Here is a 25,511-nt window from a genome sequence, read left to right as displayed (position 1 = left end):
CGGAACCTGCAATCTAGTCAGCCGCGCCGAGGCTGTCTGTGATCATTCGTCTGCCTGATATCGGCCCATGGCACTGTAACGAAACGTAAGCCCTTGATAAGCCTGCAATCCCCCGAAAACCGGGGCTTTTGCGGCAAAACCTTGCCACAAAAAAATAGTTTCGCGCCCCCCTTCCCAAGTCTGCGGCAAAGCCTAGAATGGCCGCCGGATCCGTCCGGATCTCCCGATCAATCCCTTTGATACCCTCGCCCATGTCTGAAGTCAGTCCGTGTCTGAATTGCGGTGCCTGCTGTTCCCATTTTCGCGTGTCTTTCTTTTGGGGTGAGTGCTCATCTTCCGGGGGCACGGTGCCCGATGAACTGGTCACGCAGATCAGCCCGAGCCGGGTGGCGATGAACGGCACCGACTGTAAATCGCCGCGCTGCACGGCGTTGGTCGGCGAAGTCGGCAGCGAGGTGAAGTGCTCGATTTATGAATTGCGCTCCAGCCCCTGCCGAGAGTTCGAATCGTCTTGGGAAAACGGCGAACAGAATGTCGATTGCGATAAGGCCCGCGCGCGTTTCGGCTTGCCGCCGCTGCAACCGGACTGGGCGCAAATCCCTTTCGAACAGATCGCTTGAGCCTTTAGCGCCAATCGCTATGACGCTAATGCCGAAATCATTAGCGCCAATGTGCCACTACCCCTTCCAGTCCAAAAACCGCCTCTATACTCCTGTCATTCGCCTGCGTTCACCGCGCAGTCAGGACGACTTCAGAGACGGGGCATGCTATGGAGTGGCTTGGTTTGCAGTTTGTTACCGAGCTGCCGGAGAGCGGGCAGGTCATCCTCGATTGCAGTCACAACCCTTTCCTGGTGATGGTTGCGTATCTGGTCGCCTGCGCAGCCAGTTTCGCCACTCTGGATATGGCTGAGCGCGTTGTAAATGCCGAAGATCCGGGGTCGCGGCGGATCTGGCGCTGGATCGGCGCGACCTGCCTGGCCGGCGGCATCTGGGCCATGCACTTCATCGGCATGCTGGCTTTCCAGACACCGATCGACATTCAGTACGACCTTGGCATCACCCTTTTCTCGTTGCTGATCGCCCTGCTCGCCTCTTGGCTGGCCATGCAAACCCTGAGCGAAGCGCAACCGAGTGCGTTGCATTGCTTGAAAACCGCGTTTGTCATCGGCCTGGGCATCGCCGGCATGCATTACGTTGGCATGGCGGCGATGAAGTCGAGCGCCACCGCCTACTATCAGCCAGGACTGTTCGCGCTGTCTGTGGCGATCGCCATCGGCGCCAGTTTCGCCGCGCTGTGGGTCGCCCGCTATCTGAGCGAAGGCAGCGGCGTGGCGCATCAGTTGCTCAAGTACAGCGCTGCGCTGATTCTCGGCGCCGGCATCATCAGCATGCATTTCACCGGCATGGCTGCGCTGGATCTGGTTCTTCCCGAGGGAGGCCTGACAGCGAGCGGCGGTGATAACGGGCATCTGCAACTGGGCCTGACCGTGGCGCTGATCATCCTGCTGATCCTTGGCAGTGCGATCAGTGCGGCGCTGGCCGATAAAAAGCTGCAGAACAAGGAAGAAGACCTGCGCCGGGTCAACGCCTTGCTCAGTCAACTCGATCAGGCGCGCATGTCACTGCAACAAGTGGCCAACTACGACGCCCTGACCAACCTGATCAACCGTCGCGGTTTCAACCAGATCTTCGCCGAGAAACTCAGCCAGAAAACCAGCGAAGGCGGCATGCTCGCGGTGATGTTTCTCGACATCGACCACTTCAAGCGGATCAACGACAGCCTCGGCCATGACGCCGGTGACGAACTGCTCAAAGTCATCGCCCAGCACATCAAGGGCTCGGTGCGCAGCCATGAAGACGTGGTCGCGCGTTTCGGCGGCGACGAATTCTGCATCCTCATCAACCTGCGTGAGCGCGAAGAAGCCCGCAATATGGCCCAGCGCATCATGCTCAAGATGAAGGAGCCGATCGAGTTGGCCGGACGTCGCATGGTGATGACCACCAGCATCGGCATCAGTCTGTTTCCGGAAGATGGCAGCACCTGCGAAGAACTGCTCAAGCACGCCGATCTGGCGTTGTATCAATCCAAAGGCGCTGGGCGTAATGGCCTGCACTTTTTCAGTTCCAACCTCAAGACCCGCGCCAGCTTCGAGCTGCAACTGGAAGAAGAACTGCGCCATGCCCTGCGCGAGGAAAACGGTTTGACGCTGTATTACCAACCGATCTTCGAACTGAAGACCGGCCGTGTCACCAAACTCGAAGCGCTGATCCGCTGGCAGCATCCGCTACATGGTTTGCTGACCCCGGATCGCTTTATCACCATCGCCGAAAACAATGGCCTGATCGCCGAACTGGACAACTGGGTGCTGCGCCGCGCGTGCAAGGATCTGGGCGAATTGTCGCGGCATGGCTGCGAAGAATTGAAAATCGCCTGGAACTGCTCGCCACTCAACCTCACTCGGGAAGAACTGGCCAACGAAATCGAACAGGCATTGCGCAGCGCCGGGGTGGCGCCGGAACGCCTGGAACTGGAAGTCACCGAAAACGCGTTGATGGGCAACATCGCCAACACCCTGGTGCTGCTGCGACAGATTCGTGCGCTCGGTGTGTCGCTGTCGATCGACGACTTCGGCACCGGCTACTCGTCGCTGGCCTACCTCAAGCGCCTGCCGCTCAACACCCTGAAGATCGACCGCTCGTTCATCCTCGATATTCCCACGGCGACCGCCGACATGGAGATCGTCCAAGCGATCATCGTCATGGCGCACACCCTGCATTTGCAGGTGGTCACCGAAGGCGTCGAAAGCCTGGAGCAGTACGAATTCCTTGAACGCTCAGGCTGCGACTTCATTCAGGGTTACCTGCTCAGTCGTCCGGTGCCGCTGGACGAGCTGCGCCCGGTGCTGGAAGAAATCAATCAGCGCAAACACTCACACGCGGTCAATCCGCTGATTCTGGCGCGCGGTACATTTTCACCAGTGTCGCTGGATCCTGCGCCAAATAGCCTTGCGCCCCATGCAGGCGCATCAGTTGTGCGGCCAATCCGCTGATCGGCGTCGCCGTACCCTGTTCGCGGGAGAATTTCACCGCCGTGTCGAGATCCTTGAGCAGCGTGCGCACGTGCCACTTGATCGGTTCGAAACGGCTTTCGGCCATTTGCGGCGCAAGAATCTGCAACGGTTTTGAATCGGCGAAACCGCCGGCCAGGGCTTCGGCGATCAGGCTGGCATCGACGCCAGCCTGATCGGCCAGTGCCACCACTTCGGCAATCACCAGCGCATTGCAGGCAACGATCATCTGGTTGCAGGCCTTGGTCACTTGCCCCGCGCCGATGCCGCCCATATGCGTGACGCGTTGACCGAGATTGAGCAGCACCGGGCGCACGCGTTCAAGGTCTGCCGCATCGCCGCCGACCATGATCGCCAGACTGCCCGCCTCGGCGCCGACCACACCGCCGGATACTGGTGAATCCAGCCAGGCCATGCCGGTTTTCTCCAGCAGTTGCGCCGCCATCTCGCGAGTGGCCGTCGGTTCAAGACTGGAAAAATCCACCAGCAACTGGCCGCTTTTCGCGCCTTCGGCGATACCGCCAGCGCCAAACACCACCTCGCGAACCACCGCCGTATCGGCCAGACACAGCATTACCACGTCGGCGTGCTCGCACAATTCAGCGGCGGTCGCCACTTGGCGGGCACCGGCCTCGACCAGTGGCGCGCACTTGGCCGGGTTGCGATTCCACACGGTCAGCGGGTAACCCGCCGCCAACAGACGCCGGCACATCGGCAGGCCCATCAGACCGATTCCGGCGAACCCCAACGAAGGTAGCGTTGACATCATTTTGCCTCTTTTCGATTAAAGATCGCCGAATAATGGCCGATTCATCAACGATCAGGAAAGGATTCCCCCCAGCGACAGTCAGGCCAAAAACCTGATGCTCGGGCTCAATTCGCGCACAAAAGACGCGAGATCTTATTCCGTGAGGTTCGCAGGCAACTGGCCAGCGAGCCAACCAGTCCAGGTATATGGCGCACAATGACTTCTAAAAACAATCCCGCCACTGCGGTATCCGATCTGACTTTGAGCCCCGCCGCCAACAGCCCGTCATCGTCGAAGCCATTGGTCCCGTCGCGCCCGCTGTCAACCCAGCAATACCTGTACTTCACCGAAACCAATACCGACCGCATCCTCGACAACCTCGACGGCCTGCGTGATCTGGTGTTCCCGCGCCCACCGCACCTGGAAGGCGATAACGAACAGCACAACGACCAGGAATTCCCTTCGGTGTGCCTGATCGGCCTCGGTCGCTGCGGCTCCAACATCGCTCTAGATGTCGCGGAGCTGGTGTACAACGCGCGCAAGTTCTACCTCAACGAATTCAACAACGAAGACCGTGCGGCTGATCGCCGACTGGCCGACAAGGGCTACAGCCCGGCGCAGTGGATCAAGAACAACCTGCGCATCGGCCCGAACAAATCGACCAAACCGGTGTTTCTGGTCGAACCGCTGGTGATGCTCGGCGACCTCGACAAGGACATCGCCGGGCGCATCCGTTTCTCGCGCAAAGGCGAGAAAAGCGGCTTCCTGCGCGACTACAGCAAAATGAAGATCATGGACTTGTCCGAAGTCCACGCCGGTGGCGCCGGTAACGCGCCGATCCTCGGCCAGTACCTGGCGAAGATCATCCTCAACAAGGACACCCAGCGCTTCTCCAGCCCTGACTGGAAAATGATTCACTCGTACCTGATCGACAGCTGCGGCATCAAAGCCAACCAGTCGCGCCTGTACTTCTCGATCTTCAGTGCCGGCGGCGGTACCGGTTCCGGCATGGCTTCGGAATTCGGTCTGGCCCAGCAGCACTCGTACATGAACAAGACGTTCGACACCAAGCCGATGGACGAGCATGACGGCAAGAGCGGTCATTCGTTCGTGTTCGAACCGATCTTCACCAGCGGCATCTGCGTGCTGCCGAACATTTCCGACCACCGCAGCGAAATGTCCGAGGCGCTGCACATCAACGCCGGTCGCCTGCTGTGCAAATACCTCTCGGAAGAATGGGATTTCTCCTACAACTTCGCCAATGAAGACAGCAGCGAAGCCAGCGTCATGGGCCGTATCCGCCCATGGAACGCGATGATGCTGATCTCCAACGACATCATGCGTTACGCCGAAGAGAGCGATGACGGCAATATCCAGAACATTGATGTCAATGCGATGGAGAAACACGCCAACCAGTACATCTCGCAGCAGATCTTCAACATTCTGACGGCGCAGGCAGTCACCACTGACTACGACCAGAACTACTTCCGCCGCGCCGGCATCGACATCGGTGAAACCATTCGACTCGACGCCAACGACCTGTTCATGAGCCTGGCCGGCCCGGTGGCGATTGCCTACGCCGAATCGGTGGTGCCGGAAACGCCGCCACCGAGCAGCGACAAATTCAAGGTGTTCGACAAAGAACCGCAGCGCCTGAACATCGACGACCTGTTCTTCCGCTCGATCGACCTGCCGCACTTCAACAAGGTGACCCAGGCGATTGAAGGCATCAGCCTGCTGCCGATCGAGTCCAAGCGTTATCGCGCTTCGCTGGAGCAATACAAGAATTCCGGCTACGACGCCGCCGCGCTGCACGACCTGCACTTCTTCAAGAACTGCTCGTCGGTGGTCTCGATTGTCTCGCTGCCGAAAGACTACAAGCTGTCGTACATGGACCTGAACCGGTTGAAGACCCACCTCAACAGCCTGTTCCCCAACACCACGCTCAAGCGCTATGCGTTGGTAATCGGTGCTTCGGCCAACCTGTCGCTGACCACCCTGATCGCCAAGAGCCCGTGCCTGTCGGATGACTTCCTGACCCTGATCGTCGCGTTCATCAAGCGCTGCTTCGCGAAGAACCCGTACCGTTTCGACGAGACCCTGGACAACTCGATCCTCGATTTCATCATCAACGAGGAGTTCGACGAAGACCGCATCGACGACCTGCTCAACGAGTTCGAAAACCCGGCGAAGATCCTCGATACCAACTGGTACGCGATCAAACCGATGTACGAGAAGAAGTACCGCGAGTTGATCAACGACAAAGAGAAGTTTGTCTCGATCAATGACATTCGTTTGTCGCGCGATTGCGTGAAGAAGTCGATCAAGTATTTGCGCGAGATCTATCGTCACCGGATTGGCAAGACCAAGGTTATTTCGCTGAATAACCATACCGGCAAGTCGTTCTCGGTCTGATCCAGGACCGAGTCGCGGCAATCGCGAGCAGGCTCACTCCTACAATTGGAATGCGTTCCCCTGTAGGAGTGAGCCTGCTCGCGATGAGGCCTTTTCAGACGACAGAATTCTCCAATCCAATATCCAGAAACAATTAAGCAGCCGTTAGGCTGCTTACTAAACTGTTCCCGTTACGTTTACGTCACCGTGAGCCCACCTTCGCTTGTGGCATTTCTCTACGGCAACGTGCCATCACGCTACTCCGCTACACACTTTTCGCCGATGACCGGTCGCACCATCAAGGTGCGACGTCGGCGGCGACCGCCCTTTCCTGGATCAGAATCCACGGCGAAACCACTACCGCCCACAACGACGGATCGCGCTCGAAAAGATCCAGCGCCCGCGTTTCAGACAGCTTGGCGACCTTGTCTTCGGCCAGCCAGGCAGCCACTTTCTCGCCATCATCCGACGCCACGGCCTCGGCGGCGGCGATCAAATCCAGCGCAGGGTCGACCCACAATAGGGCACCCTTGGCGAAGAACGGCTCCAACTCTTTCCAGGTAATAGATGCGGTTTCACCAAGCAGCTTGGCATAGAGGGTGCTAGGTTCTTGATTCATGGGAACTGTCCGGAAAAGAAATCGACGCGAATAATAACGTCGGTGGTCCGCCAGCAAAACCCGGTTGCAAAAGGCTGCACCGAACGAAAAGAGCAGGAACGCCAGGGAATGCTGCTGATTGGGCTATATGCCCACGAACGCCCCGCCGCAATTCTGTCTTTTTCATTCAAAAATGCGACACCCCCAAGTTTTGCCCCTCGGCGCCCGCTTCCCAGGCTGACAACCGGCGCTCTACACTGTACCGGTACAGTTGCCGGGGGCATTTCCGGAGGGTATCGCAAAGATATCTGACCCGGTTCTGCTGCTACGGCGCCAGAACTCAAAAAAATTACAACAGTAAGAGTGGAGCACTATGACTAAGGCTACTAAGCAGATTTCCAAACTGTTTGCCGCTATGGTTCTGGCCGGGGTTGCCAGCCATTCGTTCGCAGCTGACACCATCAAAATCGGTATCGCCGGTCCTAAAACCGGTCCAGTAGCCCAGTACGGCGACATGCAGTTCAGTGGCGCAAAAATGGCCATCGAGCAAATCAACGCCAAGGGCGGCGTCGACGGCAAGAAACTCGAAGCCGTTGAATACGACGATGCCTGCGATCCAAAACAAGCGGTAGCCGTTGCGAACAAAGTCGTCAACGACGGCGTCAAGTTCGTGGTCGGTCACCTGTGCTCCAGCTCCACTCAACCGGCTTCGGACATCTACGAAGACGAAGGCGTGATCATGATCACCCCGGCTGCCACCAGCCCGGACATCACCGCCCGTGGTTACAAAATGATCTTCCGTACTATTGGTCTCGACAGCGCCCAGGGCCCTGCCGCCGGTAACTACATTGCCGATCACGTCAAACCGAAAATCGTCGGCGTGCTGCACGACAAACAGCAGTACGGTGAAGGCATCGCCACCGCCGTGAAATCGACTCTCGAGAAGAAAGGCACCAAGGTTGCCGTATTCGAAGGCGTGAACGCCGGCGACAAAGATTTCTCGGCGATCATCGCCAAACTCAAACAAGCCAACGTCGACTTCGTTTACTACGGCGGCTACCACCCGGAGCTGGGTCTGATCCTGCGTCAAGCCCAGGAAAAAGGCCTGAAAGCCAAGTTCATGGGTCCGGAAGGCGTGGGTAACGACTCGATCACCCAGATCGCCAAAGACGCGGCCGAAGGCCTGCTGGTGACCCTGCCGAAATCCTTCGACCAGGATCCAGCCAACATCGCCCTGGCCGATGCATTCAAGGCGAAGAAAGAAGATCCGAGCGGTCCGTTCGTGTTCCCGTCCTACTCGGCGGTTGAAGTGATTGCCGAAGGCATCAAGGCAGCCAAGTCCGAAGACGCGACCAAAGTGGCTGAAGCCATCCACGCCGGTACCTTCAAGACCCCGACTGGCGACCTGAGCTTCGACGCCAAGGGCGACCTGAAAGACTTCAAATTCGTGGTTTACGAGTGGCACAACGGCAAACCTAAAACCGAAGTATCGCCTCAGTAAGGCGCTGCCTGACTGACTGCCAATAAAGCCCACGGCGTGCCGTGGGCTTTGTTTTACGAATGTATTGGGCCGCGCTGGCGTGATCCGCCAGTCTCCCCACCTGAAAATCTCAAAACCGTCATCAGCGGTTCGCTGGCAAAACCCGGATTCGAAGTGGATAAAGATCCACGGGGCCGGGCGGGAAAATGACTCCACCAGTGAAATGCGTATCAGGTTTTTAGGAGCGCTGTAATGCCTGACATCTATCACTTCTTCCAACAGCTGGTTAACGGCCTGAACGTTGGCAGCATGTATGCCTTGATCGCCATCGGCTACACGATGGTCTACGGCATCATTGGAATGATCAACTTCGCCCACGGCGAGGTGTACATGATCGGCTCCTACGTGGCGTTCATCGCCATCGCCGGGTTGACCATGATGGGACTCGACAGTGTCCCGCTGTTGATGACCGCTGCGTTTATCGCCAGCATCGTCGTCACCAGTTCCTACGGTTACAGCATCGAACGCATTGCCTACCGCCCCTTGCGCGGCAGCAACCGTCTGATCCCGCTGATTTCCGCGATCGGTATGTCGATCTTCCTGCAGAACACGGTTCTGCTGGCGCAAGACTCCAAGGACAAAGCTATCCCCAACCTGATTCCGGGCAACCTTGCCTTCGGCCCAGGTGGCGCACAAGAAGTGCTGATTTCCTACATGCAAATCGTGGTGTTCGTGGTGACCCTGATCGCCATGCTCGGCCTGACGCTGTTCATCTCCCGCTCTCGCCTGGGTCGCGCCTGCCGCGCCTGCGCCGAAGACATCAAGATGGCCAACCTGCTCGGCATCAACACCAACAACATCATCGCCCTGACCTTCGTCATTGGTGCCGCGCTGGCAGCCGTTGCGGCTGTGCTGCTGAGCATGCAATACGGGGTGATCAACCCGAACGCCGGTTTCCTCGTCGGCCTCAAAGCCTTCACCGCTGCGGTACTCGGCGGCATCGGCAGCATCCCCGGCGCCATGCTCGGCGGGTTGGTGCTTGGGGTGGCGGAAGCCTTTGGTGCCGATATCTTCGGCGACCAGTACAAGGACGTCGTGGCTTTCGGCTTGTTGGTTCTGGTGCTGTTGTTCCGTCCGACCGGCATTCTGGGCCGTCCGGAGGTTGAGAAAGTATGACTAGGAATCTTAAACAGGCACTGTTCAGTGCGCTCTTGGTTTGGGCAGTTGCGTATCCCGTGCTCGGACTGAAACTGACCATCGTCGGCATCAACCTCGAAGTGCACAACACCAGCCCGGCCGTACTGGCGACCATCGCCATCTGTTCGGTGCTGATGTTCCTGCGCGTGCTGTTCAATCAGCAGATCAGCAAAGCCTGGCGTGCGTCGCCGGGCCTGCCGCTGATTCCGGCCAAGGCGAGCAACTTCCTCACCCTGCCAACCACCCAGCGCTATTTCATCATTGCGCTGATTTTGGTCGCACTGGTGTGGCCGTTCTTCGGCTCCCGTGGCGCGGTGGACATCGCGACGCTGATCCTGATCTACGTGATGCTCGGCCTCGGCCTGAACATCGTCGTCGGTCTGGCTGGTCTGCTCGACCTCGGTTACGTCGGCTTCTACGCCGTTGGCGCCTACAGCTACGCGCTGCTGTCGCACTACTACGGCCTGAGCTTCTGGATCTGCCTGCCAATTGCCGGCCTGATGGCGGCGACGTTCGGCTTCCTGCTGGGCTTCCCGGTGTTGCGTCTGCGTGGTGACTATCTGGCGATCGTGACCCTCGGCTTCGGCGAGATCATCCGTCTGTTCCTGCGTAACCTGACCGACATCACTGGCGGTCCGAACGGCATCAGCAACATCGAGAAGCCGACGTTCTTCGGTCTGACCTTCGAACGCAAAGCCGCGGAAGGCATGCAAACTTTCCACGAGTATTTCGGCCTGCAATACAACTCGATCAACAAGGTGATTTTCCTCTACCTGGTTGCGCTGTTGCTGGCGCTGGCGGCACTGTTCGTCATCAACCGCCTGCTGCGCATGCCGATCGGCCGTGCCTGGGAAGCGCTGCGTGAAGACGAAATCGCCTGCCGTGCGCTGGGGCTGAATCCAACGATCATCAAGCTGTCCGCGTTCACTCTCGGCGCTGCATTCGCCGGTTTCGCCGGTAGCTTCTTCGCTGCGCGTCAGGGTCTGGTGACGCCAGAGTCGTTCACCTTCATCGAGTCGGCAATCATCCTCGCCATTGTGGTGCTGGGTGGCATGGGCTCGCAGTTGGGTGTGATTCTGGCGGCCGTGGTGATGATCCTGTTGCCGGAAATGATGCGTGAGTTCAGCGAGTACCGCATGTTGATGTTCGGTGCGCTGATGGTGTTGATGATGATCTGGCGTCCACAAGGTCTGCTGCCGATGCAACGCCCACACATGGAGTTGCGAAAATGAGCCGCGAGATCTTGAAAGTCGAGAACTTGAGCATGCGCTTCGGCGGCTTGCTCGCGGTCAACGGCGTGGCCCTGACCGTTAAGGAGAAACAAGTGGTTGCACTGATCGGGCCGAACGGCGCGGGCAAGACCACCGTGTTCAACTGCCTGACCGGTTTCTATCAGCCTACCGGCGGTAGCATCCTGCTGGACGGTGAGCCGATCCAAGGCCTGCCGGGCCACAAGATCGCCCTCAAAGGCGTGGTGCGTACCTTCCAGAACGTACGCCTGTTCAAGGACATGACGGCGGTCGAGAACCTGTTGATCGCCCAGCACCGTCACCTGAACACCAACTTCCTCGCCGGTCTGTTCAAGACCCCGGCGTTCCGCAAAAGCGAGCGCGAGGCCATGGAGTTTGCCGAGTACTGGCTGGAAAAGGTCAACCTGAAGGAGTTCGCCAACCGTACCGCCGGCACCCTGGCTTACGGTCAGCAACGACGTCTGGAAATCGCCCGCTGCATGATGACCCGTCCACGGATTCTCATGCTCGACGAACCGGCCGCCGGTCTGAACCCGAAGGAAACCGAAGACCTCAAGGCGCTGATCAGCGTGCTGCGTGAAGAGCACAACGTCACCGTGCTGCTGATCGAACACGACATGAAACTGGTCATGAGCATTTCCGACCACATCGTCGTGATCAACCAGGGCACGCCTCTGGCTGACGGTACGCCGGAACAGATCCGCGACAATCCTGAAGTGATCAAAGCCTACCTGGGGGAAGCGTAAATGCTGCAATTCGAAAACGTTTCCACCTTCTACGGCAAGATCCAGGCCCTGCACAGCGTCAACGTCGAAGTCCGTCAGGGCGAGATCGTGACCCTGATCGGCGCCAACGGTGCCGGCAAGTCGACGCTGCTGATGACGCTTTGCGGTTCGCCGCAAGCGCACAGCGGCAGCATCCGCTACATGGGTGAGGAACTGGTCGGCCAGGACTCGTCGCAGATCATGCGCAAAAGCATCGCGGTGGTGCCGGAAGGTCGTCGGGTGTTCGCCCGTCTGACCGTTGAAGAAAACCTGTCCATGGGCGGTTTTTTCACCGACAAGGGCGACTATCAGGAGCAAATGGACAAGGTTCTCGGCCTGTTCCCGCGCCTGAAAGAACGCTTCAACCAGCGCGGCGGCACCATGTCCGGCGGCGAACAGCAAATGCTCGCCATCGGCCGTGCACTGATGAGCAAGCCGAAACTGCTGCTGCTCGACGAGCCGTCGCTGGGTCTGGCACCGATCATCATCCAGCAGATCTTCGACATCATCGAAATGCTGCGCAAGGACGGTGTAACGGTGTTCCTGGTCGAGCAGAACGCCAACCAGGCGCTGAAAATCGCTGACCGCGCCTACGTTCTGGAGAACGGCCGCGTGGTCATGCAAGGCACCGGCGAAGCGCTGCTGACCGACCCGAAAGTACGTGAGGCGTACCTCGGCGGTTGATGCATTTCACCCAACAGAAAAACGGCCTTCGGGCCGTTTTTTGTACCTGTACGATTTTCAGATTCTCCAAAAATCCCTTGTAGGAGTGAGCCTGCTCGCGATGGCGTAGTGTCATTCAACATCATCGGCGTCTGACACGACCCCATCGCGAGCAGGCTCACTCCTACAGGTATTTGCATTTTTTCAAAAAGATTTTGAGGGGGCTGTAACGTAACCCTACCGCGTTTCTCTAGAGGGGTAAGCAAGCGCAACCGCGCTTGTAAAAACCCTGACAAAGACTGGAGAAACATCATGACTGCTACCACCCGCACCCTGTCCGCTACTGCCCTGGTTCTGGCCCTCGGTTCTGCCCTGAGCATGGCCGCTGTATCGACTGTCAGTGCCGCTGACGCCAACATGGAAAAATGCTTCGGCGTGGCCATGAAAGGTCACAACGATTGCGCAGCAGGCGCAGGCACCACCTGTGCCGGCACGGCGAAAATGGACTATCAGGCCAACGCCTGGAAACTCGTTCCGAAGGGCACCTGCGCCACCACTGAGAGCAAGACTTCGCCGACCGGTTTCGGCCAGATGGAAGCCTTCAAAGCCAAGTCCTGATCGAAGATCTGCCTGAGTGACGATCATGTTTATAGCCAACCACCCTGCCCACCCCGCCACTCAGGCAGCCCTGCGCGAGCTCCCGCCCCGTGCCGGGCTGGGGCTCAAGACCGGGCACTTTCGTGAAGTGCTCGGCTCACAACCGGACATCGGCTTCTTCGAAGTCCACGCCGAAAACTACATGGTCGACGGCGGTCCGTTTCATCATTTCCTCGGTTTGATCCGCGAGCAATATCCGCTGTCGCTGCACGGTGTCGGCTTGTCCATCGGCGCTGAAGGCCCATTGGATGAACAACACCTCAAGCGCCTCGCCGAACTGATTCAGCGCTATCAACCGCAATCCTTTTCCGAACATCTGGCCTGGTCGAGCCATGGCCCGGTGTTTCTCAATGACCTGTTGCCGCTGGCCTATGACACGCCGACATTGAACCGCGTCTGCGAGCATATCGATCAGGTGCAAAACACGCTCAAACGGCCCATGTTGCTGGAAAATCCGGCAACCTATCTGGGGTTTCAGCGTTCGACCATCGATGAGCCTGACTTCATCGCCGAGGTCATCCGCCGCAGCGGCTGTGGACTGTTGCTGGACGTCAACAATGTCTACGTTTCCTGCGTGAACCATCAGCGTGATCCGCTGGCGTATCTCGATGCGCTGCCATTACACGCGGTGGGCGAAATTCATCTGGCCGGGTTTGCCGAGGATTGCGACAACCTCGGCGACCGTTTGCTGATCGATGATCACGGCGCGCCGATCGATCAAGCCGTCTGGCGTTTGTACCGGCAAGTGCTGCAACGCATCGGCCCGGTGGCGACGCTGATCGAGCGCGACAATCAAGTGCCGGCATTCGCGGTGCTACTCGCCGAGGCGCAGCAGGCTGATGCGCTTTTGCGGGATGCCGGAGGGCGCACATGAGCACTCAACGCGCTTTCGCGGCTGCGCTCATCGACACGCGACGGCCCTGCCCCGAAGGTCTGTGCAGCGCCAACGGCGCTGATCCGGCGAGCCGTTTCGCGGTGTATCGCAACAACGTGCTGGGCTCACTGATCAATGCGTTGGGCGATAGTTATCCGGTGGTTGCGCAATTGGTCGGCGAGGAGTTCTTCCGCGCCATGGCGGCCATTTTCGTACAACAGCAGCCGCCGCAAAGTCCGTTGATGTGCCGCTACGGAGAAGCATTTGCGGACTTCATCGCAGCGTTTGAACCGGCCGGCGGCGTGCCTTATCTGGCAGACGTGGCGCGTCTTGAGCACTTGCGCACCCTCGCCTACCACGCGGCCGACGCCCTGCCCGTGCGCGCGGAACAGATCACGGCAGCACTGGCTGATGTGCAAACGCTGAGTGAACTGCGCTTCGAATTTCATCCCTCGCTGCATTTGCTCGACTCAGCCTATGCCGTGGTCGCGATCTGGGGCGCACATCAGCACGACTCGACGCTGGCGGGCGTCGACACCCACCAAAGGCAACACGCGCTGGTGTTGCGCAATGGCCTGGATGTCGAAGTGTTTGCCCTCGACCCCGGCGCCATCACGTTTATCCGCAACCTGATCGATGGCCAGCCACTGCTGAAAGCGGCTGAAAACAGCCCTGAGTTCGACCTCGCGCAGACCCTCGGCTTGCTGATCGGGCGCAACGCCATCACTCACCTGAATAACAAGGAACTGCCATGAAAACGCTCATCACCCGTGCCATCACGCTGCTGGAAAAAATCCCCCACAGCCTGATCGCCTTCATTGCACGTTTCTCGATTGCCGCCGTGTTCTGGAAATCAGGGCAGACCAAGGTTGAAGGTTTGGCCATTGATTTGATTGACGGCACTTTTCAACTCGGCTGGCCACGCTTGGCTGATTCGACCATTCCGTTGTTCAAGAGCGAATACCACGTTCCGCTGCTGTCGCCAGAGATTGCCGCGCACATCGCGGCGTTCGCCGAACACTTTTTTCCACTGCTGATCCTGATCGGCTTCGCTACGCGGTTTTCGGCGCTGGCGTTGTTGGGCATGACATTGACCATTCAGCTTTTTGTCTACCCGGATGCTTATCCAACCCACGGCATCTGGGCGGCGGTGTTGCTGTACCTGATGGCGACCGGGCCGGGCAAGTTGTCGATTGATCATCTGATCGCCCGCCATCTTTCCCGCTAAGCAAAATCCCTGTAGGAGTGAGCCTGCTCGCGATAGCGGTGTGTCAGGTAACTCATCCGCGACTGACACTCCGCTATCGCGAGCAGGCTCACTCCTACAAGGGAACGGTTCAACGCTGAAGTCGATCCAGCGCTTCACCGCTGCGCCTGAACCAGCCGATCAGATAGTCCGCGAGTACTTGCGTGCGCTTCGGCAATCCACCCTGATACGGATGCACGAGGTACATCGGCATGCGTCGGGTCTGAAAGTCACGCAGGAGCCAGCGCAATCTGCCGTCAGCCAATTCCGCTTGCAGCAGGTAGGAAGGCAATCGCGCGATACCGGCGCCACTGAGTGCGGCTTTCTTCAGCAAGTTGTAATGGTTACTGGCAAACGGCCCTGACACCCGCACCCGCAACAATTCATGCTGCTGGTGATACAACCACTCTTCGCGCCCGCTGTAGTGGCTGTTGAGCAAACAGCGATGCTCGGCCAGAGCCTGTGGCGTCAGCGGTTCACCGAAACGCTCGAGATACGCCGGGCTGGCGCAGGTCATTTCCTGCCAGGCCAGCAACGGTTTAGCCACCAGCCGTTCGTCATTGGCCACCTCGCTGCGGATCGCCAGATCAAAGCCGTCCCGTGACAGATCGCGGTAACTGTTGTTCAGCTCCAGCTCGATCTGCACCTCGGGGTATTTGTGCGAAAACTCCAACAGCAGACCATCAAAGAAGGTTTCCCCCAGAGAAACCGGCACCGTCATGCGCACCGGTCCGGCCATATCGTCTTTTAGCCGCGCCAAGGCCTGACGCGCTTTTTCGACCTGGACGACCAACGCTTGCGCCTGCGGCAACAAGGCTGCGCCGGCGGCGGTCAGGCTCAAGCGCCGGGTGGTGCGTTGCAGCAACACCACGGAAAACTGCGCTTCGAGCTGGCTGATGCGCTTGGACAACTGGCCCTTGCTGCAGCCCAATTGCTGCGCTGCCAAGGTGAAACTGCCCGCTTCAATCAACACGGCAAACGCCGCCAGATCATCCATTTCGCTCACGGATTGTTTCCAATTGAAAACCAAAGGTTGCCCATTAGCGCGCTTATCCGCAGAAAAAACCACTCTAGACTGAAACCTCGTTCACTCACTTTAGGTACAGCTCGATGAAAATTCTGTTGATAGGCGCTGGCGGCATCATTGGTTCGGCGGTCGACAAAGAACTCTCGCAACGCCACGAAGTCATTCGTATCGGCCGCAGCAGCGGTGATTTGCAGGTGGATATCAGCGACAGCGTGTCAATCCGCAAGCTGTTCGAAAAAACCGGCAAGTTCGATGCACTGGTCTGCGCCGCCGGCAACGTCACCTTTGCACCGCTGGGCGAGATGACGGAAGACAGCTTCGCTCTCGGCCTCAAAGACAAACTGATGGGCCAGGTCAATCTGCTGCTGATCGGTCGCGAATTCGCCAATGACGGCGCCTCGTTCACCTTCACCACCGGCGTACTCAGCCACGACCCGATTCGTAGCGGCGCCTCGGCAGCGCTGGTCAACGGCGCCCTCGACAGCTTCGTCCGCGCCGCCGCCATCGAACTGCCACGCGGCCTGCGAGTGAACTCGATCAGCCCGACCGTACTGCTCGAAGCCATGGGCAGCTACGCCCCGTATTTCCGTGGTTACAAGCCGGTTCCTGCGGCGGATGTGGCATTGGCCTACGCGAAAAGTGTCGAAGGCTTGCAGACAGGTCAGACATTTCACGTGGGCTAAACCCTTGTGATGAACGGTCAGGCTGCGTAACGTGGCGGCACTTGTCTGGAGAGCCGAAGATGCGTGTTGCCCGTTCGTTAGTCGTTGTTGCCCTGCTGCCGTTGTTTGCCGCTTGCCAGTTGTTCGATGGCCAGCGAGAAAGTGCCTCGCACGTCGGGCAGACGCGGATGCAGGGGCAACTGACCGCCGCTGACGGCAAACTGGTGTTTCAGCCGTGTCAGGAGCAGCGCCAGCTCATCGTCAATGACATCGGTGGCACCAGCATTCTGCAAGAAGCGGCAACGCTGGCTGATGAGCAAGGCAAGCTGTTCGCCGATGTGCGCGGCAAGGTCGCCGGTGATCGACTCGACCTGACGCAGCTGTATCGCGTCGAACGCTCCGGCACTGCCTGCGATGACCCCAACTTCAAGCTACTGATCCTGCGCGCCACTGGCCATGGCCCGGAATGGAACGTCAAAGTCAGCGGCAAAGGCATGGTCATCGACCGTGAAGGCCAGCCGCCGCTTGCCGTGCCCTATGTTGAAGAACAACTGGGCGATGGCCGCTTCAATCTCAGCAGCGAAGCCAACAACCAGCGCATCGAATTGTGGGTCGCGCCGCAGCGCTGCATCGACAGCAACACCGGCAGCGTGCAGCACATGAGCGCCGAGTTGCGCATCGACGGCCAGGTGCAGCGCGGTTGCGGGTATTTCGGCGGATCGCGCAACGACTGAGCGTTTTAGCCTCACCGGATCCGGCCTTTGCGGCTTATAATCGCGGCCTTCAAACGCCCTGGCGCAGTTGTGCGCCCCGCGAACCCGGATCCTCGCCATGTTACGAATCACTGAACTCAAGCTGCCAATCGACCATCCCGAAGAAGACCTGCGCCCTGCCATCGTGCAGCGCCTGGGCATCGCCAGCGATGATCTGCTCGATTTCACCTTGTTCAAGCGCAGCTACGATGCGCGCAAAAAGTCGTCCGAACTGTGCTTCATCTACACCATCGACCTCGAAGTGCGCGACGAGGCCAAGGTATTGGGCAAGTTCGCCGACGACCGTAACGTCAACGTGGCGCCGGATGTCAGCTACAAATTCGTAGGTGAAGCGCCAAGCGACCTGAGCCAGCGCCCGATCGTCGTCGGTTTCGGCCCATGCGGGATCTTCGCCGGTTTGCTGCTGGCACAAATGGGCTTCAAGCCGATCGTCCTCGAGCGCGGCACCGAAGTCCGTCAGCGCACCAAGGACACTTGGGGCCTGTGGCGTAAAAGCGTGCTCAACCCCGAGTCCAACGTGCAGTTCGGCGAAGGCGGCGCGGGCACGTTCTCCGACGGCAAGCTGTACAGCCAGATCAAGGACCCGAAGTTCCTCGGCCGCAAAGTCCTGCACGAGTTCGTCAAGGCCGGTGCACCGGAAGAAATTCTCTACGTCAGCAAGCCGCACATCGGTACGTTCCGTCTGACCGGCATGGTTGAAAACATGCGCGAGCAGATCCGCGAACTGGGCGGCGAAGTGCGCTTCCAGGAACGCGTCACCGACGTGCTGATCGAAGACGGCCAATTGGTCGGCGTGCAACTGGCGAGCGGCGAAACCCTGCATTCGAAACACGTGGTTCTGGCCCTCGGCCACAGCGCCCGCGACACCTTCCGCATGCTCCATAGCCGTGGCGTGTTCATGGAAGCCAAGCCGTTCTCGGTGGGTTTCCGCATCGAACACCCGCAATCGCTGATCGACCGCGCGCGATTGGGCAAATACGCCGGGCACCCGAAACTCGGCGCTGCCGACTACAAACTGGTGCACCACGCCAAGAACGGCCGTTCGGTCTACAGCTTCTGCATGTGCCCGGGCGGCACCGTGGTCGCGGCGACGTCCGAGCCGAACCGCGTGGTCACCAACGGCATGAGCCAGTACTCGCGTAACGAGCGCAATGCCAACTCAGGCATCGTTGTCGGGATTACGCCGGAAGTCGATTACCCGGGCGGCCCGCTGGCAGGGATCGAGTTGCAGGAGCGCCTGGAATCCCACGCGTTCATTCTGGGTGGCAGCGATTACAAGGCGCCGGCGCAACTGGTTGGCGACTTTATCAACGACATTCCATCGACCGAGCTGGGTGAAGTCGAGCCGTCGTACAAACCGGGTGTGGCGTTGGGCGATCTGGCCTTGGCGCTGCCGGACTTTGCCATTGAGGCAATCCGTGAAGCCTTGCCGGCGTTCGAGAAGCAGATTCGCGGTTACTCACTGCACGACGCGGTGTTGACCGGTATCGAAACGCGCACCTCGTCGCCGTTGCGCATCACTCGTAACGAAACGCTGCAGAGCATGAACGTGAAGGGCTTGTTTCCGGCCGGTGAAGGAGCGGGTTATGCGGGCGGGATTCTGTCGGCGGGTGTTGACGGGATTCGCATCGCAGAAGCCGTGGCGCGCGACATCCTCGGCCTGACTGACTGACTGACTGACTGACTGACTGACTGACACAAAACCCTGTAGGAGTGAGCCTGCTCGCGATAGCGGTAGTCCATTCAACATCAATGTTGAATGTTATTCCGCCATCGCGAGCAGGCTCACTCCTGCAGTTGATTTCGGTGTGTCAGATATTGGCGCGCAGGACTGAGTCAGGCAGCGCCTCACCGCGCTCGGCACTCGCCGCCACCGCCTCAATCAACCCCGTCAATTCATACCCCTGCGCCTTCAGCCAATCCTGATCGTAATAGGTGTCGGCATACCGCTCGCCGCCATCGCACAGAATCGCCACGATCGACCCCGACTCCCCCGCTGCTTTCATCTGCTGCGCCGCCATCAGGGCGCCGATCAGATTGGTCCCACTCGACCCACCCACATGGCGCCCCAGACGCTGCGCCAGATAATGCATGGCCGCCAGCGACAAGGCGTCCGGCACTTTGACCATCGCATCGATCACCTTGGGCAGGAACGACGCTTCGACGCGCGGCCGGCCAATACCTTCAATGCGCGAACCGCAATCCAGACGCAAACTCGCATCGCCGGTCTGGTAGTAATCAAAGAACACCGAACGCTCGGCATCGGCGCACAGCACGCGGGTGCAATGCTGGCGGTAGCGCACGTAACGACCGAGCGTCGCGGTGGTGCCGCCAGTGCCGGGGCTGGAGATCAGCCAGCTCGGTTCCGGATGTTTCTCGTAGCGCATCTGCTGGAAGATCGATTCGGCAATGTTGTTGTTAGCCCGCCAGTCGGTCGCGCGCTCGGCGTAGGTGAACTGGTCGATAAAGTGGCCGCCATGTTCGCGGGCCAGACGCTCGGATTCGGCGTAGATCTGCGTGGGATCTTTCACCAGATGGCTCTGGCCACCGTAGAAAGCGATCTGCGCAATCTTCTCTTTGGAGGTGGTCGCCGGCATCACTGCGATGAATGGCAATCCGAGCATCCGCGCGAAATATGCTTCGGAAATCGCCGTCGAACCGCTGGACGCCTCGATCACCGGCGCGCCGGGTTTCAGCCAGCCATTACACAGCGCGTAGAGAAACAGCGAACGAGCCAGCCGATGCTTGAGGCTGCCGGTCGGATGGCTCGACTCATCCTTGAAGTACAACTCGATGCCCGCAAAACCCGGCAGCGGCAAAGGGATCAGGTGGGTGTCGGCGCTGCGCTGAAAATCCGCTTCGATGATGCGGATCGCTTCGCGGGCCCACTGTCGGTTGTCGCTCATGGTGATGGTTCTCGTTGAATCGGCAGGAGATGAAGCTGTTCGAAAGGCTCACTCATCAGCTTAGGAAAAATCCTATAGCGCGCACAGATACAGCTGAGTCTCAATATGTCAGACAACTGCTAGGCTCAGCGTGGCTTGAGCCAGACACCTTGTAACGCCATATAACAAAAAAGAATATAACTTTTGTTTTAACAACTAACAGTACGGGTTAGGGTGTCCCACCTTTTGACTTTATCGATGGAGAGCGACCTTGCCTCTGCGTAGCACTTTCACGCGTTTCTTTCAGTTGGAAGCTGCCAGCGGTCTGTTATTGATCGCCGCTGCTGTCCTCGCCCTGATTATCAACAACTCGCCACTGTCGTGGCTGTATACCGGCCTGCTCGACACCCCGGTGGTGGCGCAGATCGGTGCGTTGAAAATCGCTAAACCCCTGCTGCTGTGGATCAACGACGGTCTGATGGCGATGTTCTTCCTGCTTATCGGCCTGGAAGTGAAGCGCGAGGTTCTCGACGGTCAGTTGTCCAAGCCGTCACAGATCGTCCTGCCCGGTGCGGCCGCGATCGGCGGCATGTTGGTGCCGGCGCTGATCTACTGGTTCCTCAACCGTGACAATCCGGCAGCCCTCGACGGCTGGGCGATCCCCACTGCCACCGATATCGCCTTCGCCCTCGGTGTGCTGGCATTGCTCGGCAAGCGTGTGCCGGTATCGCTGAAACTGTTCCTGATGACCTTGGCGATCATCGATGACCTCGGCGCCATCGTGATCATCGCAATCTTCTACTCCGGCGAACTCTCGACCCTGTCGCTGGGTCTGGCGGCAGCGTGCATCGCGGCGCTGGTGGCGATGAACCGGCTCGGGGTGGTCAAACTTGGGCCGTACATGATCATCGGTTTGATTCTCTGGGTCTGCGTCCTCAAGAGCGGTGTCCACGCCACGCTGGCGGGCGTAACCCTGGCCTTCTGCATTCCATTGCGCACGAAAAATGCCGAGCCGTCGCCACTGCTGACCCTCGAACATGCGCTGCACCCGTGGGTGGCCTACGGCATCCTGCCGCTGTTCGCCTTCGCCAACGCCGGCCTGTCGCTGACCGGCGTCACCGTGGAGAGTTTCACCCATCACGTGCCGATGGGCATTGCGGTCGGCCTGCTGCTGGGCAAGACCGTCGGTGTTTTCGGCCTGACCTGGCTGGCCGTGAAGATCGGCATCGCCACCCTGCCCCAAGGTGCCAACTGGGGTCAGGTACTGGGCGTGGCGATCCTTTGCGGCATCGGCTTCACCATGAGCCTGTTTGTCGGCTCACTGGCGTTTGAACCGGGTGTGAGTGATTACGCTGGCATGGACCGGATGGGGATTTTGACCGGGTCGATTCTGGCGGCGTTGATCGGTTATGCGGTGACGGCGGCGGCGAGTCGCCGGAATACTCTGCAAAACGCTTGAGACGCATTTTTCTACAAAAGTCGAGGCCCTTCTATCCAGAGGGGCTTGGCTCTGAACCTCGCAAGTGTGCTATATCTTTGATCGACAGCCGCACCTTCTCAGCACCGATTCTGGAGTCATCCATGTCACGTAAAGCAGAAAAACGCCCAATGACGGACGATCAGATTTCCATACAGGAGTCTCGGATTCCGGACATCGCTCTGAAGGCATTCAGCAACGCCTACAAAATGGCGCTCGCCAATGGCGCTGCAGTGCTCGTTGCTAAAGATGGTCAGCTATTTGAAGTGACAGAGAAGAGTTCCGTTGTTTTGCGCACAATCGGTACCTATGGAAACCTGAAAAGCGGCACCCGCCTGCACATCAACAAATCCTCGAAACAGGTTAATTCTTGAGCACACCGAGAATACGGATATTCGCCGGCCCGAACGGGTCAGGAAAAAGCACCTTCAATCGACTGGTTCCCGCACATTTGCTGGGAAACTACATAAATCCTGATGACATAGAACGTTCAATCAAAGATACAGGGTATTTTGACTTCACCTCCTATCGCATCGAAGCTCACAAAGAAGACATCTTTGAATTCTTTCGTGAGCACGCTCTACTCAAGAAATCCCCTCACTCATTGGCAAAGCTGGATTCCCTGACAATCGACGGTGAACGGCTTAGCTTCGCAAATACTGTAATCGACTCGTACGTCGCATCAGCCCTTTCCGACTTCATACGAAGATCTTTGATCAAAGAGCGAATCAGCTTTACGTTTGAAACTGTCATGTCGTCCTCTGACAAGGTCAAACTGCTCGCCGAAGCTCATGCTTCCGGTTACCGGGTTTATGTTTACTACGTCGCTACCGCCGACCCTCAGATCAACATTGCCAGGGTTGCGTATCGTGTTAAACAAGGTGGGCACAGCGTTCCTCCTGAAAAGATAGAGGCGCGGTACTGGAGATCTTTGGAGCTTCTGTCTGATGCCATCCTGACCTCCAACAGAGCCTACATTTTCGACAACTCGGATGAAGGTAGCGAAGGCCTCACGCAGATTGCGGAGATCACCGATGGCGAGCTGATTGAGATCAAATCAGATACTCAGCCACCTTGGTTCAAAGAGTTCGTGCTCGACAAATTACTGTAGTGCGCTGAACAAATTTTTCCTGCGGGCTCAGTCCTCTGAGTCTCGAACAACAGCCTATCTACAGATCAGCATCCGTCGAACAATCCCTACGTCTTTAGAGACGCGTCCTACAGCCACCATTTTCCTGCTTCGTTAACGTTGCGCAGCCCTTTGCGAAGGGCTGTCGATGGATGAACGAAAGGACGATCAGTGGCTGGCAACAAGGACATTCCCCGGGTTCAAAACCCACCGCAAGGCGACGGGCATCACGTCACCTACCGCTACATGACGGCCACTGAACTGGCCGAGCGCGACGCCAGACAAAATGCTTACGACGCCATGCTGGCGCGGCAGGAGGCGTTCGAGCGCAGTCGTGAGGTGGCGGTCAAAAAAGCCGAGCCCATGCGTGCCGGTTGCGTATTTGCCAAGTCCTGCAAATTGCCGGATGCGATTATCGATTACTCCAGTCCTTCGGGCATGGTGCCGACTGACAGCCTGAAGGATTACGGCGATCTGATTCTGCTGGGCGCGCGTGAGGCCGATGAAAGCGGCGCAGTTCCGCTCAAGAAAATCGGCGCAACCGCTATTCCAGTTGGATTTGGCAGCCTGGCTCTGGCGGGATCGGTGTTTGAAGCACTGCCCGCTGCTGTATCAAGCGCGGCTGTTGCGCCTTTGGTTGGTTTGGTTGCGTTGTTCATGCCATCGAATCTTGGCGACAGTGCGCTCTATACCGACGAACAACTGCGTGGACTTGAACAGGCGCGAACGCGTGTTCGGCTGAGGGTCGAACAGCAGGACGACGGCAGCCTGAAGGGCTACGGCTTCTACACCGGCAAGAATCGCGATTGGGAAATGGTTGATGTCGTGCAGTTCAAGTTGCGTGGCAGCCAGTTCATTGCTGACTTGGGTGAAGGCGTAGAACTGATCTGGACGCCTGCCGTGGATGGCTCGGACATCCTTGGTATTCCGGCGCTGGAGGCTGCACCGCAAGCGCCGCATATCTGGGTGTATCCGCCGACGAAAGCGGCGGATGGGATTCTAGTTAACCCAGTTTATCCGCCAGAGTACCGAGACTTTATTCTGGTGTTTCCGGCGCATTCTGGGATTCGGCCGGTTTACATCGTTTTAAACCGGGCTCGTGATCATGTTTACTACGGCCACCCAAAGACACTACCGGCCTTCCCTGACGCAGTTAGAGTAAAGTCGAAATCATCGGTCAAAGGTGGCGGAAAGCAGCGAGCACGGTGGGTAGATCGCAAAGGTCGAATCTATGAATGGGATTACAAAAGTAACGCTGTGGAAAAATACGACAAATTGGGAACAACTCATTTGGGCGAATTCAATCACCTGACGGGTGAACAAACCGGGCCTGCAGTACCGGAAAGAAAAACCTTCAGAAATTAAGGATTGATACATGCGCTACCTTTCGATAACCGGTTTTTATCCTGATGACGCTCAAGATAACTCTTTGCAGTTCGAGCTGGACATCACCGGAAGCGAGTTAAATGAAAAAGTCGCTCAGCTCATCGAGTCCAAGTCCCTCAGCGAACTGGAACCTGGGGAGTTGTTATTGAGCGCAGATCAAGTAGCTGCACTGGAAACCCTTCTAAACGTTAACTTCCCGAAGGGTTTAGAATTTTTTATGGGCACATGTGCTGATTACTGACTTGAAGTAAAAAAGACAACCCCGACCAGTAACTTGATCGGGGTTATCTTTTATCGCTCGTTCCCGCTTAGTGCAAAATTCGGCTGATTCCGCCAACGGCGGGAAAGCGCACGTGCTCACCAACGCGGAACACTTTATTTTCCTGAACCTGCTGCACATAGGCAAGCATGCTGCCGTCGTCTTCACGGGACATAACTATCATCCAGCTTCTGAAACGGTAGATATTCCAGCCTTTCCTGATTTGAGAGGAGCAAAAAAAACCACCATACAACGGAGGGCATCGGGATCGTTGGAAGGATGCAAAAGGCAGGAGAACTTACGAGTAGGACTCGATGCACGGAGAGTTGGAGGTTTACCGAGCAAGTGACGGAACTCACCTAGGCGCGTTTGACCCTTTTACGGGGGAGCGACGCGAAGATGCGAAAGATGAAAGAAGCATCAGAAAAAAATATTTGTGAGGTTGATGATGGGATTAAAACTGAGGCTAGAGTGGTACGACAAGCAAACTGATCTGTGCGACGGCGAAGAGTATTCCAAGGATTTAGGCGATGATGAGGGCGTTTTGAATGCCTTGGGAATACCGGTGGAAAACAACATAAACAATGGCGGTTTCAATGTTTTCGAAGAATGGGTTCCAATCATTCAGCCGTATTTTCAACATGGCATCGTCTTCAAAACTTACGATTATCAGATCTCTTTTGACTACAGCGATGTCTGGTGACGGTCTCTTATGATTTATAGGATTGAAGCATTCGATAGGAAAACAGAGTTTCTCGTTTTTGAAGAAGACCTGCCTAGCGGATGCGACGAGAATTTGGCTGCCATCATGAATTGGTCTTGTAAGCAGGAAGGCTGGGAGGGTTACGATCTTTCAAATGATCAGCTTGCCGCGCTGGAGAAACTGCTGGGAAGGAATTTCTTCGATCCGAAGTTCACCTTCCAACTGACGTGCAATGGACGTTAAATGCATTAAAAAACCCCGACCAGTCA

Annotated in this window: 27 protein-coding genes and 1 pseudogene; 23 read left to right on the top strand and 5 right to left on the bottom strand. The window is 57.8% G+C overall.

Annotated elements, in window-relative coordinates; translation table 11 throughout:
* Positions 1 to 251 precede the first annotated feature (251 nt).
* Together AC5SEM_RS03030 and AC5SEM_RS03025 are read left to right on the top strand one after the other, a co-directional pair.
* Entirely contained in the window at positions 252 to 620 is a 369-nt protein-coding gene (locus AC5SEM_RS03030; protein WP_007918504.1) for a YkgJ family cysteine cluster protein, read from the top strand.
* Between the two features lie 149 nt (positions 621 to 769).
* Positions 770 to 3,052, top strand: a complete 2,283-nt coding sequence (locus AC5SEM_RS03025; RefSeq protein ID WP_495472145.1) for a putative bifunctional diguanylate cyclase/phosphodiesterase — start codon at positions 770 to 772, stop codon at positions 3,050 to 3,052.
* On the opposite strand, the gene AC5SEM_RS03020 is transcribed toward AC5SEM_RS03025, so the two are convergent.
* A complete protein-coding gene (locus AC5SEM_RS03020) occupies positions 2,943 to 3,839 on the bottom strand; it encodes an NAD(P)-dependent oxidoreductase (protein WP_495472144.1) in 897 nt (298 codons plus the stop codon). The genes AC5SEM_RS03025 and AC5SEM_RS03020 overlap by 110 nt on opposite strands.
* A 195-nt stretch (positions 3,840 to 4,034) precedes the next feature.
* Between AC5SEM_RS03020 and AC5SEM_RS03015 the strand changes: the two genes are divergently transcribed.
* Positions 4,035 to 6,233 carry a hypothetical protein gene (locus AC5SEM_RS03015; RefSeq protein ID WP_007918508.1) on the top strand — a complete coding sequence of 733 codons (2,199 nt, stop codon included), beginning with the start codon at positions 4,035 to 4,037 and terminating at the stop codon, positions 6,231 to 6,233.
* Between the two features lie 277 nt (positions 6,234 to 6,510).
* Here AC5SEM_RS03015 and AC5SEM_RS03010 read toward each other — a convergent pair whose 3' ends face one another.
* The gene (locus tag AC5SEM_RS03010) at positions 6,511 to 6,831 is read right to left on the bottom strand and encodes a DUF2288 domain-containing protein (protein WP_250603350.1); all 321 of its coding nucleotides are present in this window, start codon (positions 6,829 to 6,831) and stop codon (positions 6,511 to 6,513) included.
* A gap of 352 nt (positions 6,832 to 7,183) precedes the next feature.
* Here AC5SEM_RS03010 and AC5SEM_RS03005 point away from each other — a divergent pair, with 352 nt between their 5' ends.
* The 9 genes from AC5SEM_RS03005 (at position 7,184) to AC5SEM_RS02965 (ending at position 14,923) form a co-directional block, all read left to right on the top strand.
* A complete protein-coding gene (locus tag AC5SEM_RS03005) occupies positions 7,184 to 8,311 on the top strand; it encodes a branched-chain amino acid ABC transporter substrate-binding protein (RefSeq protein ID WP_016986598.1) in 1,128 nt (375 codons plus the stop codon).
* Between the two features lie 231 nt (positions 8,312 to 8,542).
* A complete protein-coding gene (gene livH / locus AC5SEM_RS03000) occupies positions 8,543 to 9,466 on the top strand; it encodes a high-affinity branched-chain amino acid ABC transporter permease LivH (RefSeq protein WP_016986597.1) in 924 nt (307 codons plus the stop codon).
* On the top strand, positions 9,463 to 10,719 hold the full coding sequence (locus AC5SEM_RS02995) for a high-affinity branched-chain amino acid ABC transporter permease LivM (RefSeq protein WP_116028815.1): 1,257 nt from the start codon (positions 9,463 to 9,465) through the stop codon (positions 10,717 to 10,719). Before livH ends, AC5SEM_RS02995 begins: the two co-directional genes overlap by 4 nt.
* Positions 10,716 to 11,483, top strand: a complete 768-nt coding sequence (gene livG, locus AC5SEM_RS02990; protein WP_077571419.1) for a high-affinity branched-chain amino acid ABC transporter ATP-binding protein LivG — start codon at positions 10,716 to 10,718, stop codon at positions 11,481 to 11,483. The genes AC5SEM_RS02995 and livG overlap by 4 nt, the downstream gene beginning before the upstream one ends.
* Positions 11,484 to 12,185, top strand: coding sequence for an ABC transporter ATP-binding protein (locus AC5SEM_RS02985; protein ID WP_008082262.1), 702 nt, complete (start codon positions 11,484 to 11,486; stop codon positions 12,183 to 12,185).
* A 291-nt stretch (positions 12,186 to 12,476) separates the two neighbouring features.
* Positions 12,477 to 12,782, top strand: coding sequence for a BufA1 family periplasmic bufferin-type metallophore (locus AC5SEM_RS02980; RefSeq protein ID WP_077571418.1), 306 nt, complete (start codon positions 12,477 to 12,479; stop codon positions 12,780 to 12,782).
* Positions 12,783 to 12,807: 25 nt separating this feature from the next.
* Complete coding sequence (bufB, locus tag AC5SEM_RS02975; RefSeq protein ID WP_495472143.1) at positions 12,808 to 13,695, top strand: MNIO family bufferin maturase; 888 nt, start codon at positions 12,808 to 12,810, stop codon at positions 13,693 to 13,695.
* Complete coding sequence (locus AC5SEM_RS02970) at positions 13,692 to 14,450, top strand: HvfC/BufC N-terminal domain-containing protein (RefSeq protein ID WP_495472142.1); 759 nt, start codon at positions 13,692 to 13,694, stop codon at positions 14,448 to 14,450. Before bufB ends, AC5SEM_RS02970 begins: the two co-directional genes overlap by 4 nt.
* Entirely contained in the window at positions 14,447 to 14,923 is a 477-nt protein-coding gene (locus AC5SEM_RS02965; protein ID WP_495472141.1) for a DoxX family protein, read from the top strand. The genes AC5SEM_RS02970 and AC5SEM_RS02965 overlap by 4 nt, the downstream gene beginning before the upstream one ends.
* 109 nt (positions 14,924 to 15,032) lie before the next feature.
* Here the strand turns inward: AC5SEM_RS02965 and AC5SEM_RS02960 are convergent, their stop codons facing one another.
* The gene (locus AC5SEM_RS02960; protein ID WP_095049139.1) at positions 15,033 to 15,947 is read right to left on the bottom strand and encodes a LysR family transcriptional regulator; all 915 of its coding nucleotides are present in this window, start codon (positions 15,945 to 15,947) and stop codon (positions 15,033 to 15,035) included.
* A 104-nt stretch (positions 15,948 to 16,051) separates the two neighbouring features.
* Between AC5SEM_RS02960 and AC5SEM_RS02955 the strand changes: the two genes are divergently transcribed.
* The 3 genes from AC5SEM_RS02955 (at position 16,052) to AC5SEM_RS02945 (ending at position 19,075) form a co-directional block, all read left to right on the top strand.
* The gene (locus tag AC5SEM_RS02955) at positions 16,052 to 16,651 is read left to right on the top strand and encodes a short chain dehydrogenase (protein ID WP_495472140.1); all 600 of its coding nucleotides are present in this window, start codon (positions 16,052 to 16,054) and stop codon (positions 16,649 to 16,651) included.
* A 59-nt stretch (positions 16,652 to 16,710) separates the two neighbouring features.
* Entirely contained in the window at positions 16,711 to 17,364 is a 654-nt protein-coding gene (locus tag AC5SEM_RS02950) for a COG3650 family protein (RefSeq protein WP_495472139.1), read from the top strand.
* 97 nt (positions 17,365 to 17,461) lie between these two features.
* Complete coding sequence (locus AC5SEM_RS02945) at positions 17,462 to 19,075, top strand: NAD(P)/FAD-dependent oxidoreductase (protein ID WP_077571411.1); 1,614 nt, start codon at positions 17,462 to 17,464, stop codon at positions 19,073 to 19,075.
* A 139-nt stretch (positions 19,076 to 19,214) separates the two neighbouring features.
* On the opposite strand, the gene AC5SEM_RS02940 is transcribed toward AC5SEM_RS02945, so the two are convergent.
* Entirely contained in the window at positions 19,215 to 20,309 is a 1,095-nt protein-coding gene (locus AC5SEM_RS02940; RefSeq protein ID WP_331694975.1) for a PLP-dependent cysteine synthase family protein, read from the bottom strand.
* Between the two features lie 250 nt (positions 20,310 to 20,559).
* Between AC5SEM_RS02940 and nhaA the strand changes: the two genes are divergently transcribed.
* The 5 genes from nhaA to AC5SEM_RS02915 all read left to right on the top strand — a co-directional run bounded on the left by nhaA (position 20,560) and on the right by AC5SEM_RS02915 (position 24,521).
* Positions 20,560 to 21,747: a Na+/H+ antiporter NhaA gene (nhaA, locus tag AC5SEM_RS02935; protein ID WP_495472138.1), complete on the top strand. Its 1,188-nt coding sequence runs from the start codon at positions 20,560 to 20,562 to the stop codon at positions 21,745 to 21,747.
* Between the two features lie 122 nt (positions 21,748 to 21,869).
* A complete protein-coding gene (locus AC5SEM_RS02930) occupies positions 21,870 to 22,139 on the top strand; it encodes a hypothetical protein (RefSeq protein WP_093438738.1) in 270 nt (89 codons plus the stop codon).
* On the top strand, positions 22,136 to 22,876 hold the full coding sequence (locus AC5SEM_RS02925) for an ATPase (RefSeq protein ID WP_093438742.1): 741 nt from the start codon (positions 22,136 to 22,138) through the stop codon (positions 22,874 to 22,876). Before AC5SEM_RS02930 ends, AC5SEM_RS02925 begins: the two co-directional genes overlap by 4 nt.
* Positions 22,877 to 23,065: 189 nt before the next feature.
* Positions 23,066 to 24,259, top strand: coding sequence for an S-type pyocin domain-containing protein (locus AC5SEM_RS02920; protein WP_495472137.1), 1,194 nt, complete (start codon positions 23,066 to 23,068; stop codon positions 24,257 to 24,259).
* Positions 24,260 to 24,269: 10 nt separating this feature from the next.
* Positions 24,270 to 24,521: a pyocin S6 family toxin immunity protein gene (locus AC5SEM_RS02915; protein WP_137217587.1), complete on the top strand. Its 252-nt coding sequence runs from the start codon at positions 24,270 to 24,272 to the stop codon at positions 24,519 to 24,521.
* A gap of 67 nt (positions 24,522 to 24,588) precedes the next feature.
* Here the strand turns inward: AC5SEM_RS02915 and AC5SEM_RS02910 are convergent.
* Positions 24,589 to 24,708: pseudogene (locus tag AC5SEM_RS02910) on the bottom strand (hypothetical protein); the annotation flags it as partial.
* A 145-nt stretch (positions 24,709 to 24,853) separates the two neighbouring features.
* Between AC5SEM_RS02910 and AC5SEM_RS02905 the strand changes: the two are divergent.
* From AC5SEM_RS02905 to AC5SEM_RS02895, 3 genes are read left to right on the top strand one after another with little or no spacing between them, the layout of a single operon-like run.
* Positions 24,854 to 24,979 carry a colicin E3/pyocin S6 family cytotoxin gene (locus AC5SEM_RS02905; RefSeq protein ID WP_240049775.1) on the top strand — a complete coding sequence of 42 codons (126 nt, stop codon included), beginning with the start codon at positions 24,854 to 24,856 and terminating at the stop codon, positions 24,977 to 24,979.
* Between the two features lie 8 nt (positions 24,980 to 24,987).
* Positions 24,988 to 25,242 carry a colicin E3-like toxin immunity protein gene (locus AC5SEM_RS02900; RefSeq protein ID WP_495472136.1) on the top strand — a complete coding sequence of 85 codons (255 nt, stop codon included), beginning with the start codon at positions 24,988 to 24,990 and terminating at the stop codon, positions 25,240 to 25,242.
* Between the two features lie 9 nt (positions 25,243 to 25,251).
* The gene (locus AC5SEM_RS02895; RefSeq protein ID WP_495472135.1) at positions 25,252 to 25,485 is read left to right on the top strand and encodes a DUF7683 domain-containing protein; all 234 of its coding nucleotides are present in this window, start codon (positions 25,252 to 25,254) and stop codon (positions 25,483 to 25,485) included.
* Positions 25,486 to 25,511 lie beyond the last annotated feature (26 nt).

It is taken from the genome of Pseudomonas sp. CH61 (assembly GCF_059429415.1).
This window is presented reverse-complemented; position numbering and strand designations above follow the sequence as displayed.

Coding starts and splice junctions, on each gene's coding strand:
- livH (WP_016986597.1), top strand. CDS start 8,543: ATGCCTGACATCTATCACTTCTTCCAACAGCTGGTTAACGGCCTGAAC.
- livG (WP_077571419.1), top strand. CDS start 10,716: ATGAGCCGCGAGATCTTGAAAGTCGAGAACTTGAGCATGCGCTTCGGC.
- AC5SEM_RS02970 (WP_495472142.1), top strand. CDS start 13,692: ATGAGCACTCAACGCGCTTTCGCGGCTGCGCTCATCGACACGCGACGG.
- AC5SEM_RS03020 (WP_495472144.1), bottom strand. CDS start 3,839: ATGATGTCAACGCTACCTTCGTTGGGGTTCGCCGGAATCGGTCTGATG.
- AC5SEM_RS02995 (WP_116028815.1), top strand. CDS start 9,463: ATGACTAGGAATCTTAAACAGGCACTGTTCAGTGCGCTCTTGGTTTGG.
- AC5SEM_RS02900 (WP_495472136.1), top strand. CDS start 24,988: ATGGGATTAAAACTGAGGCTAGAGTGGTACGACAAGCAAACTGATCTG.
- AC5SEM_RS02985 (WP_008082262.1), top strand. CDS start 11,484: ATGCTGCAATTCGAAAACGTTTCCACCTTCTACGGCAAGATCCAGGCC.
- AC5SEM_RS02980 (WP_077571418.1), top strand. CDS start 12,477: ATGACTGCTACCACCCGCACCCTGTCCGCTACTGCCCTGGTTCTGGCC.
- AC5SEM_RS03005 (WP_016986598.1), top strand. CDS start 7,184: ATGACTAAGGCTACTAAGCAGATTTCCAAACTGTTTGCCGCTATGGTT.
- AC5SEM_RS02955 (WP_495472140.1), top strand. CDS start 16,052: ATGAAAATTCTGTTGATAGGCGCTGGCGGCATCATTGGTTCGGCGGTC.
- AC5SEM_RS02940 (WP_331694975.1), bottom strand. CDS start 20,309: ATGAGCGACAACCGACAGTGGGCCCGCGAAGCGATCCGCATCATCGAA.
- AC5SEM_RS03015 (WP_007918508.1), top strand. CDS start 4,035: ATGACTTCTAAAAACAATCCCGCCACTGCGGTATCCGATCTGACTTTG.
- AC5SEM_RS02895 (WP_495472135.1), top strand. CDS start 25,252: ATGATTTATAGGATTGAAGCATTCGATAGGAAAACAGAGTTTCTCGTT.
- AC5SEM_RS03030 (WP_007918504.1), top strand. CDS start 252: ATGTCTGAAGTCAGTCCGTGTCTGAATTGCGGTGCCTGCTGTTCCCAT.
- AC5SEM_RS03010 (WP_250603350.1), bottom strand. CDS start 6,831: ATGAATCAAGAACCTAGCACCCTCTATGCCAAGCTGCTTGGTGAAACC.
- bufB (WP_495472143.1), top strand. CDS start 12,808: ATGTTTATAGCCAACCACCCTGCCCACCCCGCCACTCAGGCAGCCCTG.
- AC5SEM_RS03025 (WP_495472145.1), top strand. CDS start 770: ATGGAGTGGCTTGGTTTGCAGTTTGTTACCGAGCTGCCGGAGAGCGGG.
- AC5SEM_RS02915 (WP_137217587.1), top strand. CDS start 24,270: ATGCGCTACCTTTCGATAACCGGTTTTTATCCTGATGACGCTCAAGAT.
- AC5SEM_RS02930 (WP_093438738.1), top strand. CDS start 21,870: ATGTCACGTAAAGCAGAAAAACGCCCAATGACGGACGATCAGATTTCC.
- AC5SEM_RS02945 (WP_077571411.1), top strand. CDS start 17,462: ATGTTACGAATCACTGAACTCAAGCTGCCAATCGACCATCCCGAAGAA.
- AC5SEM_RS02950 (WP_495472139.1), top strand. CDS start 16,711: ATGCGTGTTGCCCGTTCGTTAGTCGTTGTTGCCCTGCTGCCGTTGTTT.
- AC5SEM_RS02965 (WP_495472141.1), top strand. CDS start 14,447: ATGAAAACGCTCATCACCCGTGCCATCACGCTGCTGGAAAAAATCCCC.
- AC5SEM_RS02905 (WP_240049775.1), top strand. CDS start 24,854: ATGCACGGAGAGTTGGAGGTTTACCGAGCAAGTGACGGAACTCACCTA.